This is a genomic window from Gemella parahaemolysans, assembly GCF_053758945.1.
Genome location: NZ_JBSMTP010000020.1, coordinates 1 through 11,494, shown reverse-complemented (window position 1 = coordinate 11,494; position 11,494 = coordinate 1). Strand labels below are relative to the sequence as shown.

The following is an 11,494-nucleotide window of genomic DNA, read 5'->3' as shown; positions in this document are numbered from 1 at the left end:
AAGCAACTGAAGGAACAGATGCAGTAGCAGCAGTAAACCCAGTAGGAAAAGACAAAGCAAAAGCAGCAGTAGATGCAGCATTAGCAGAAAAAGAAAAAGCAATCGAAGCTAACGACAAACTTTCAGACGCAGAAAAAGCAGCAGCGAAAGAAGAAGCTAAGAAAGCAGCAGACGAAGCTAAGAAAGCAATCGAAGCAGCGAAAGATCAAGCTGGAGTAGACGCAAAAGCAACTGAAGGAACAGATGCAGTAGAAGCAGTAAACCCAGTAGGAAAAGAAAAAGCGAAAGCAGCAGTAGATGCAGCATTAGCAGAAAAAGAAAAAGCAATCGACGCTAACGACAAACTTTCAGATGCAGAAAAAACAGCAGCGAAAGAAGAAGCTAAGAAAGCAGCAGACGAAGCTAAGAAAGCAATCGAAGCAGCAACAGACCAAGCTGGAGTAGACGCAAAAGCAACTGAAGGAACAGATGCAGTAGAAGCAGTAAACCCAGTAGGAAAAGAAAAAGCGAAAGCAGCAGTAGATGCAGCATTAGCAGAAAAAGAAAAAGCAATCGACGCTAACGACAAACTTTCAGACGCAGAAAAAACAGCAGCGAAAGAAGAAGCTAAGAAAGCAGCAGACGAAGCTAAGAAAGCAATCGAAGCAGCGAAAGATCAAGCTGGAGTAGACGCAAAAGCAACTGAAGGAACAGATGCAGTAGAAGCAGTAAACCCAGTAGGAAAAGACAAAGCGAAAGCAGCAGTAGATGCAGCATTAGCAGAAAAAGAAAAAGCAATCGAAGCTAACGACAAACTTTCAGATGCAGAAAAAGCAGCAGCGAAAGAAGAAGCTAAGAAAGCAGCAGACGAAGCTAAGAAAGCAATCGAAGCAGCAGCTGACCAAGCTGAAGTAGATGCAAAAGAGGCTGAAGGAAAAGCAGAAATCGCTAAAGTATTACCAACGGCAGCGACAGAAGCAGAAAAAGCAGCAGCTAAAGCGGAAATCGAAAAAGCGGCAAAAGCAAAAGAAGAAGCAATTGACGCTAACGACAAACTTTCAGAAGCAGAAAAAGCAGCAGCAAAAGCGAAAGTAGCAGAAGAAGCTAAGAAAGCAATCGAAGCAATCGAAAAAGCTACAACAGAAGCAGAAGTTGAGTTAGCAAAAGAAGCAGGAAAAGCAGAAATCGCTAAAGTATTACCAACAGCAGCGATAGAAGTAGAAAAAGCAGCAGCGAAAGCGGAAATCGAAAAAGCGGCAAAAGCAAAAGAAGAAGCAATTGACGCTAACGATAAACTTACAGAAGCAGAAAAAGCAGCGGCAAAAGCGAAAGTAGCAGAAGAAGCTAAGAAAGCAATCGAAGCAATCGAAAAAGCTACAACAGAAGCAGAAGTCGTGTTAGCAAAAGAAGCAGGGAAAGCAGAAATCGCTAAAGTATTACCAACACCAGCGACAGAAGTAGAAAAAGCAGCAGCGAAAGCGGAAATCGAAAAAGCGGCAAAAGCAAAAGAAGAAGCAATTGACGCTAACGACAAACTTACAGAAGCAGAAAAAGCAGCGGCTAAAGCGAAAGTAGCAGAAGAAGCTAAGAAAGCAATCGAAGCAATCGAAAAAGCTGCAACAGAAGCAGAAGTTGAGTTAGCAAAAGAAGCAGGGAAAGCAGAAATCGCTAAAGTAACACCAGCGACAACAGATTATAAAGCTAAAGCCAAAGCGGAAGTAGAAGCTGAATTAGCGAAAAAATTAGCTGAACTTGAAAATGCTACTGACTTAACAGAAGCAGAAAAAGTAGCAGCCAAAGCGAAAGTAGCAGAAGAAGCTAAGAAAACAATTGAAGCAATTGAAAAAGCTACAACAGAAGCAGATGTGGACCAAGCAATTCGTAACTTTGTTTACCGTATTTCATCAGTTGTTCTTGAGAAAGAAGAATACGATTTATCAAAACTGTTTGTAAATGGTTCTGTAACTGTTAAGCAAGGTGAATCTTTAACAGATAAAGATATTTTATCGAAATTAGACTTACCAGAAGGTGTACAAGTAGTTAAAGTTGAAAAACCTACAACAACAGCTTTAGGTACATTAACAGCTAAAGTAACACTTAAATTAGCTGATGGTACTGAAGTAATCATCACAGTACCAGTATCAGTTGTAGAAGTTGCTAAGTCAGGTACAACTGAAAAATCTTCTAATAGTGTTAGCAAAAAACAATTACCAAATACAGGTACAACTGAAACTAACACAGGATTAGCAGGGTTAGGATTAGCTATGCTAACTGGATTATTTGCGGCAAGAAGACGTAAAGAAGAAAATGAAGATTAAAAAATCTCGTTATTAAGGACTAAAATTTAACTTAATAGGCTAAAAGGCATCCTCTAAATTTTGAGGATGTCTTTTATTAATGGCTTTAGTCAGTTGAGGAGGCAAAGCCTCCGAAACAAAAAACCACCCGCTATGCGGGTGCGAGATAAAAGTTAAACAATTGAAAAATCATCCTTTCTTGATAAGATAAGAGTAGTTCAAGCTCTAAAATAAAGAAAGGATGATTTTTATAATGGCAAATAAACATAATAGTTTATCGCATACAAAGTGGTTGTGTAAATTCCATATTGTATTTACACTTAAGTATAGAAGAAAAATAGAATTTAATCAATATAAACGAGATATAGTAAGTATAATAAAGAAATTATGCAAGTATAAAGGTGTAGAAATAATAGAGGGGCATATAATGTCAGACCATATATATTTGTTATTATCAATACCGCCAAAATACAGTATTTCAAGTTTCATGGGATATTTGAAAGGGAGAAGTTCACTGATGATATTTGATATGTGTTCAAACTTGAAATATAAGTATGGAAATAGAAAATTTTGGGCATAAGGATACTATATAACTACTGTAGGATTAAATGAAAGTACAATAAGAAAATATATCAGAGAACAAGAATCGCATGACATTGGAATTGACAAACTGATAACAAAAGAATATACAAATCCATTTGGAAATAAGAAAAAATAGATAAACCAGTTTAATGGAGAGTGGGCGTCAAAATACAATAGGGCTTGAACGAATGTGAAAGCCAGCGCCTTGAGGTGCGTGTTAGTAACAAAGGGTTATACCCGAAGAGAAAACCACCCCTTTTCAGGAGTGGTCATTATTTATAGTTTAGAAAAAATAAAATTATCTCTCTTGAAACAGAGTAGTATTAAAAGAAAATAAAAGTATTTTTATATGGAGTAGTTTTTAATCAGTCTTTCTTTTTTTATACCCTAAATTTTAAAAAGAAATAAAAAAAGTATAGATTAGAAACAATCCCAGTTAAATAATACATCTTCGAAGTCTAGACTCTCCAACTTTTCCTTATTAATAAAGAAGTTGGCAACACCAGAATCCCCCCACATAATCCCATTGCTGTTAGAGTCGTTATTCCAGTGGCTTTCTACTTGAAGTAAAGTAATACCGTAGGCATCTTTTTCTTCCGGATTACGAGGGTCCCACTGCGTAAATGTAGGATAAGCACCTATAGCATGGTCTACACCGTTAAAAGCTTTGAATAAAGCATCAAAAACATCACGTTCTAAGTCATTGTATAAATCTTCTATATTTTCATCTGGGAATAACTCGCATATTGTTTTTAATGCTATTTCTTCAAAAAGAAAATCAGTTGAAGTAATTGTGGATATACCTTTTTCGAATTTTAATTCAAAAGAGGTATTTTTTTTGTTGAATGGTGAATATTCCTCACCGTTCTCTTCATTTAATAGATTATATTTATTAAGAATATTTTCCGTTGATATACTATCTTCGATATTTTCAATATATTTCACGCAATAGTCTTTTTTATTACCTAAACCAAAATCATCATTTCGACTAATCCAAAATTGCAATAAACCGTCTTTTGAATATAGAGTATTTTCGGGTAAGTCGTTACAGTTTATTTGAGCAAGTAATGCCAGCTGATTGCCATTTGAATCTTTAGGGGTATCTGAATCTGTTGGGATATATGGGAGTCCCCCAAATTTACTGTCCGTTAAATTAAGGGAATCATTTTCTTCTATAATAATGTTGATACATTCACGACTATTATTTTTTTTTATTTCCTCTATAATTATTTTAATATCTTCAAGTGTAATCATAAAGAACCTCCGTTAATTGTGTTGTCTATTTTAAATTTATTAGTTTTGAGTAGTAATCTAAATATATATTTAGTGATATAGTGATTTAACTTTCATTTTGAATTGTATGTTTGTTAAGGATTTTTAGAAAATATAGATTGAAATTTCTGTTGGTAATTCAAATTCTATAGAGATACTAGCATAAAAATCTCACGCCTTAATTCTAGCATAATTAATTTGAATTAGCTAATAATACTTTTCTCAAATTCTGAAAAAGTTAGACGTAACTTAATAAATATATATAATTAGAGAAAATCTGAAAAAATATAAATAGGGATTTATATAGAATAACTAATAAGCACTCTTAAATATAGGATGAAATTTTCTACTAGGGAATACGCTAAATAAGATACTTAGAACCATTGATTTAAAAGTTATCTGAGATATTTAATCATACCCAATAAATATTTAAAGTTTTTTATCTAAGAAAATAGTAAAAAATAATAAATTCAATTAAAATAAATTATAGTAAATTGTATAATTGTTTTTATAAAAATTATATTTTTTGTAAGCGATAATCGGTTATTATCTACAAACTGCCATACACTTGTAAATAAGGGAATATGTTGGAAAAAATAAACATTAAAAATAAGTCTTTTTTATAGACAAACTATTTTTGATTTGGTAAAATTATTGATATAAAAAATATGTTTTATAAATAAGTTTTTAATAATTTATTTATGACTATTTAATAGCAAAATAAAACGATAAAAATTTAATTTTCTATGGAATATTAAAATTATCGTGAGTTTTGTATGTTTATAATTATTTATTTTAGGAGGTAATACATGATAGGAAAAAACAATCACTATTTAAGAGATACCAAAGATGGTACTAAGGTAGAGACATATTCTATCAAGAAGTTTAAAGTAGGTACAGCATCAGTGGTAATCGGTGCAAGTATCTTCTTTGGTGCTGGAGCAGTAGCGCAAGCTAGTGAAGAAGTATCAAACAATACAACAGCGGATAATACAACAAACGCAGGAGCAAAAGAAAATGTTCCGACAGCACCAGTAGCAACTGCACAACCTGTAGCTAAAGAAACTACTAAAGAAGACGTAGCATCAGCAGTAGCAGCAAAACTTGGTGGAGAAACTGCAAAAGAAGTTAAAGCTTTAGATAAATCTAAACTTGAAAAATACGTTGCAGAAATCGAAGCAAAATTTGCAGATGGAACATATGCTAACAAAACAGAAGAATCTGTTGCAGTATTAAAAGCTGATTTAGAAGCTGCAAAAGCTACATTAGCAAACGCAACGACTCAAGATGAAATTACAAAAGTTTACAGTAAATTAGTAACTACAGCTAACACTAAATTAAAAAACAAACCTGTAGAGAAAAAAGAAACTCCAGAAGTAGACACTACTAACGGACAACCAACTGTAGGTAAAAAAGCAGAAAACACAGAGAAAAAATCTGATTCTAACTCAATCGAAAACACAGGTTCAAACGATCCACGTAATGGGAAAGCATTAGATAAAAATAATGCGTTTAGAGCTGAGACAACTGCAACTCATGGTAACTTTAATTATTCTATGGAATATTCTAATGGAAAAGAAATTTACCTTTATAATGAAGAAGACGCAGATGTCAATATTACAGTTAGCTCAACAGCTGGAAATATTACTAAAGCAACAGTTAAAGCTGGAAGTGGTCAGTTCACACTAAAATCGAAAAGTGATCAAGCGATAGCTTATTCGAAATTTGGACGCGGATCTATGCCTCCAGAAGAAAAAGTTGAAATAGATGGTTATGGTTGGAGTTATCATCAAACACTAACTGAAACTCAAGGTCCAGTAACAATTAAAATAACTGGTAAACCAAATGATACTTTTAAAGAACTTAAATCTTACACAAAAACCGAAGATCAACGAGCAGTATTAGGAGCAAGATATTTACAACTTGAAGATTCTGCTGGTGGTAGATTGGCTGGAGGTAACTCTCCATCAGCTCCTGGTTATTTCAACTTAGTTGTTAAATCTCAAACATACAAATATGATATTCAACCAGTAGCAGAGGGAGATAAAGTTGCTGTTGCAGATATCAACAATTTAACTCCAACTGATATTAACAAAATCAAAGAGAAAATTAAGATTCAATACTCTGATAAAGCAACTAGAGAAGATGCTCGACTAGCTTCTAAACAAGGAGAAGTCTTAGCAGATAGATCTAAAGTAGTGAAAGAAGTTGCTGTTGCAAATGGAACGGTTACTGTTACGTATAATGACGATTCAGTAGATACTACTCCAGTTGCAAGCGTAGCACGTACTAACCCAGTACCAACAGTAGAGCTTCCGTACTCAAATGCAGATAAACGTCAAATCTACGTTTACACTGGTGAGAATACTGACTTAACATTCAAAGCTTCAGATGATGCTACTGTAAAAGACTTATACCTACGTGGACCAGGTGGTGTTGCAAATGATAACGCTGCAGCATACGGATTCACAACAGGTAAGATTGATAACGGCGCTGTTACAAACGGAGTAGGAACAATATCTGAAGATAAGAGAACAGCAACTATTAAGATGACAGGTGTTACAACTCTTAAAGCTCCAAACCAATGGACAAGTTTCATTGAAGCTAAAGATAATGATGATGCCAAATCAATGACAGGTGCAAACTACGATGCTTCAACTGACGATGCAGTACGTCAACAAAAACCAGGATACGTTCAATTCGTTGTTAAATCTCAAACAGATAAGTACGATATCAAAGCACCAACAGAAAAAGTTACAGTAGCAGATCCAGCTAACGTAACAGATGAAGAGTTCGATACAATCAAAGCAAAATTAAAACTTGAGCACAATAAGAATAATGACGATGCGAATATCTCAAAAGATGCTGATGTTACAGATCAAAATTCTAAAATTGCTTCAATAGAAAAAGATGCTAAAGGAAATCTTGTAGTAACATACACAGATGGATCTAAAGACACAAGACCATTATCAGACTTTGTAAACAAGGCACCAACAGTAGAGCTTCCATACTCAAATGCTGATAAACGTCAAATCTATGTTTACACAGGAGAAAACACAGATTTAACATTCACAGGTAAAGATGAAACAACAGTTAAAGATTTATACCTACGTGGACCAGGTGGTGTTGCAAATGATAACACTGCAGGATACGGATTCACAACAGGTAAGATTGATAACGGTGCTGTTACAAACGGAGAAGGAACAGTATCTGAAGATAAGAGAACAGCAACTATCAAGATGACAGGTGTTACAACTCTTAAAGCTCCAAACCAATGGACAAGTTTCATCGTTGCTAATGATAACGATAATGCAAAATCAATGCCATCAGATCAAACTTATGATGCTTCAACTGATGATGCAGTACGTCAACAAAAACCAGGATACGTTCAGTTCATCGTTAAAAATCAAACATCTAAATATGACATTGCAGCTCCAACAGAAAAAGTAGCTGTAACAGATCCAGCTAATGTGACGGATGCAGAGTTAGAAAAAATTAAAGAAAAATTAAAACTTGAGTACAATAAGAATAATGACGATGCAAACTTAGCAGATAAAAAAGGTAAGAATGTCGATGATAAAGATGCTAAAATTGCTTCAGTAACAAAAGATGCTGATGGAAATCTTGTAGTAACATATACAGATGGTTCAAAAGACACAAGACCATTATCAGAGTTTGTAACTTTAGACAAACAACCAGCTATCGATGCGGTTAATAAAGCAGCTGAGAAGCAAATTGATGCTATTAATAAAACTCCAAATGCTACTGATGAAGAAAAGCAAGCTGCAATTGACAAAGTAAATGCTGATAAGAAAAAAGCTCTTGATGAAATAGCGAAACCTGAAGTTACAACAAAAGATGCTCTTGATAAAGCTCAAAAAGCAGGAACTGATGCAATCGCAAAAGATAACCCAGTAGTAGCTAAGAAAGATGAAGCTAAACAAGCAATCGACGATGCGCTAACAGCTAAAAACCAAGCAATCGATGCTCGCACAGATTTAACTCCAGAAGAGAAAACTAAAGCTAAAGAAGCAGCAAAAGCGCAAGCAGACGTAGCTAAAGGTGCTGTTGATGCAGCAACAACAAATGCAGCAGTAGATGCAGCGAAAACAGAAGGAGCTAAAGCAGTTGAAAACGTAACTCCAGTCGCAAAAGAAGAAGCTAAGAAAGCAATTGCGAAAGCATTAGAAGATAAAAATGCTGAAATTGATAAACGTACAGACTTAACTGATGAAGAAAAAACAGCAGCTAAGAATGAAGCGAAAGATAAAGCTGATGCACAATTAGCGAAAATCAATGAGCAACCTGATGCAGCAGCTACACCAACAGCAGCTAAAACAGCTCAAGATGCAGTAGATGCAGCTAAGAAAACAGGTGTAGATGAAGTTACTGCAGTGAATCCAGAAGCAGTTAAGAAACCAGCAGCTAAGAAAGCCATTGACGATGCACTTAAAGCTAAAGAAGCAGCAATTGACGCACGTCCAGATTTAACTGATGAAGAGAAGAAAGCCGCTAAAGATGCAGCTAAAGCAGCCGCTGATAAAGCTAAAGAAGCAATTGATGCAGCACCAAGCAATGCAGCAGTAGACGCAGCTAAGAAAACAGGTGTAGATGAAGTTGCAGCTGTAAATCCAGAAGCAGTTAAGAAACCAGCAGCTAAGAAAGCCATTGACGATGCACTTAAAGCTAAAGAGGCAGCAATTGACGCACGTCCAGATTTAACTGATGAAGAGAAGAAAGCCGCTAAAGATGCAGCTAAAGCAGCCGCTGATAAAGCTAAAGCAGCAGTCGATGCAGCAACAACAGATGCAGCAGTAGACGCAGCTAAAGGAACTGGTACAGGTGACATTGCGAAAGTTAACCCAGTAGCGAAAGAAGCCGCTAAGAAGGCAGTAGCAGATGAATTAGCTAAGAAAGAAGAAGCAATCGATGCACGTCCTGACTTAACTGACGAAGAAAAAGCAGCAGCTAAGAAAGAAGCTCAAGATAAAGCAAAAGAAGCAAAAGAAGCAATCGATGCTCAACCAGCTAATGCAGAAACACCGGAAAAAGCAGCAGAAGCTCAAAAAGCAGTAGATGGTGCAAAAGATAAAGGTGTAGCAGATGTTAAAGCTGTAAATCCAGTAGCGGCTAAGAAACCAGAAGCTAAGAAAGCGGTTGATGACGCTCTTAAAGCTAAAGTAGATGCAATTAACGCACGTGAAGACTTAACTCCAGCAGAAAAAGATGAAGCTAAGAAAGCAGCAGAGAAAGCAGCAGATGACGCTAAGAAAGCAATCGATGCAGCAACAACAGATGCAGCAGTAGATGAAGCGAAAAATGCTGGTACTGGAGAAGTTGCGAAAGTAAATCCAGTAGCGAAAGAAGCCGCTAAGAAGGCAGTAGCAGATGAATTAGCTAAGAAAGAAGAAGCAATCGATGCACGTCCTGACTTAACTGACGAAGAAAAAGCAGCAGCTAAGAAAGAAGCTCAAGATAAAGCAAAAGAAGCAAAAGAAGCAATCGATGCTCAACCAGCTAATGCAGAAACACCAGAAAAAGCAGCAGAAGCTCAAAAAGCAGTAGATGGTGCAAAAGATAAAGGTGTAGCAGATGTTAAAGCTGTAAACCCAGAAGCAGTAACTAAACCAGCAGCTAAGAAAGCAATTGATGATAAATTAGCTAAGCAATTAGAAGATATTGCTAACACTCCAGATGCTACTGATGAAGAGAAGAAAGTTGCAGCAGATGCAGCGAAAGATTTAGCAGATCAAGCTAAGAAAGAAATTGATAATGCTAAAAAAGATGCAGATGTTAAAGGACTTCAAGACGGAGCTGAGAAAGAAATCGAGAAATCTGTACCAGTTGTAGAAGATAAGCCAAATGCTCGTAAGGCTATTGAAGACGAAGCAAAAGCTAAAAAAGAAGCACTTGATGCACGTACAGACTTATCTCCTAAAGCTAAAGAAGTATTAAAAGCTAAAGTAGATAAAGTTGCGGAAAAAGCTAAAGAAGCAATTGATGCAGTAAGTAGTGTAGACGATGTTAATACAATAGAAGAAGCTGATAAGGCGGCTATTAAAGCAATTGGAGAAGTAAACAGACCAATTGATAAAGTATTAGTAAAAGATCCAAGTGCATTAACAGATGAAGAAAAAGCTAAAATTTTAGAAGAGGTTAAGAAAGTTAATCCAACAGCTAAAGAGGTTAAATATGATGAAAATGGAAACATCGAAGTAACAACAGAAGCTGGCGATAAAGGAATTATCGATCCAACAAAATTAGTGAAAACAGAAGATCAATTAGATAATGGTAAAGGTGGAAACGATATTAACAAACCACTTGATAAAGTTATCGTAAAAGATCCATCTAAGTTAACAGATGAAGAAAAAGCTAAGATTGTTGCTAAAGTTGAAGAGGTAAATCCAGATGCTATCGTAACAATCGATGAAGATGGAACTGTTTCTGTTTCTACTCCAGATGGTAAAACTGCAGCAATTCCAGCATCAGAATTAGTGAGAACTAAAGAAGATACTGCTAAACCAGATGCAGGAAATAGTAAAATCGTTAAACCAGCAGACAAAATAGTTGGTGAAGCAAATGATCCAGATGATCAAGCTAAAGCAGAAGAAAAATTAAGAGAATTAAACCCAGAAACTAAATCTGTTAAATTTGATGAAGATGGTAATGCGACAGTTACACTGAAAGATGGAACTACTGCGACAATCCCATCAGAAGATTTATTCAAATCAGAAGTAGATGCAACTAAACCAAATGCAGGAAATGATGTAAATAAACCAGCAGATAAAGCTGTAGTAAAAGATCCAGCTAACTTAACTCCAGAAGAGAAGAAAGCGATCGAAGACAAAGTTAAAGCTGTAAATCCAGATGCAACTGTAGTAGTAGACGATAAAGGAAACGCAACAGTAACAACACCAGAAGGAAAAACAGCAGTAATTCCAGCAGCAGACTTAACTAAATCACCAGAAGAAGCAGCTAAGCCAAATGCAGGAAATGACATTGTTAAACCAGCGGCTAAGACTGTAGTAGCAAATCCAGATGCTCTAACTCCAGAAGAGAAGAAAGCAATCGAAGACAAAGTTAAAGCTGTAAACCCAGGTGCAACAGTAGCAGTGGACGATAAAGGAAACGCAACAGTAACAACACCAGAAGGAAAAACAGCAGTAATTCCAGCGGCAGACTTAACTAAATCACCAGAAGAAGCAGCTAAGCCAGAAGCAGGAAACAACGTAAATACACCAGCAGATAAAGCTGTAGTAAAAGATCCAGCTAACTTAACTCCAGAAGAGAAGAAAGCGATCGAAGACAAAGTTAAAGCTGTAAACCCAGATGCAACTGTAGTAGTAGACGATAAAGGAAATGCA

The 11,494-nt window shown here is 35.9% G+C and carries 3 protein-coding genes and 1 pseudogene; 3 read left to right on the top strand and 1 reads right to left on the bottom strand.

Features of this window, described 5'->3' with window-relative positions; all coding sequences use genetic code 11:
- Positions 1–2,297: DUF1542 domain-containing protein (locus ACWOBP_RS07945; RefSeq protein ID WP_455338232.1), on the top strand; the 2,297-nt coding region annotated here is incomplete at its 5' end.
- Positions 2,298–2,529: 232 nt separating this feature from the next.
- Positions 2,530–2,994: pseudogene (gene tnpA / locus ACWOBP_RS07940) on the top strand (IS200/IS605 family transposase).
- Between the two features lie 284 nt (positions 2,995–3,278).
- On the opposite strand, the gene ACWOBP_RS07935 reads toward tnpA, so the two are convergent.
- Entirely contained in the window at positions 3,279–4,112 is an 834-nt protein-coding gene (locus ACWOBP_RS07935) for a YwqG family protein (protein WP_455338231.1), read from the bottom strand.
- An 827-nt stretch (positions 4,113–4,939) separates the two neighbouring features.
- On the opposite strand from ACWOBP_RS07935, the gene ACWOBP_RS07930 reads away from it, so the two are divergent.
- Positions 4,940–11,494, top strand: a 6,555-nt coding sequence (locus tag ACWOBP_RS07930) for a DUF1542 domain-containing protein (protein WP_455338230.1), incomplete at its 3' end; no start/stop codon positions are given.

Bases quoted from the DNA above. Each gene is read 5' to 3' on its own strand.
- ACWOBP_RS07935 (WP_455338231.1), bottom strand. From the start codon at position 4,112: ATGATTACACTTGAAGATATTAAAATAATTATAGAGGAAATAAAAAAA.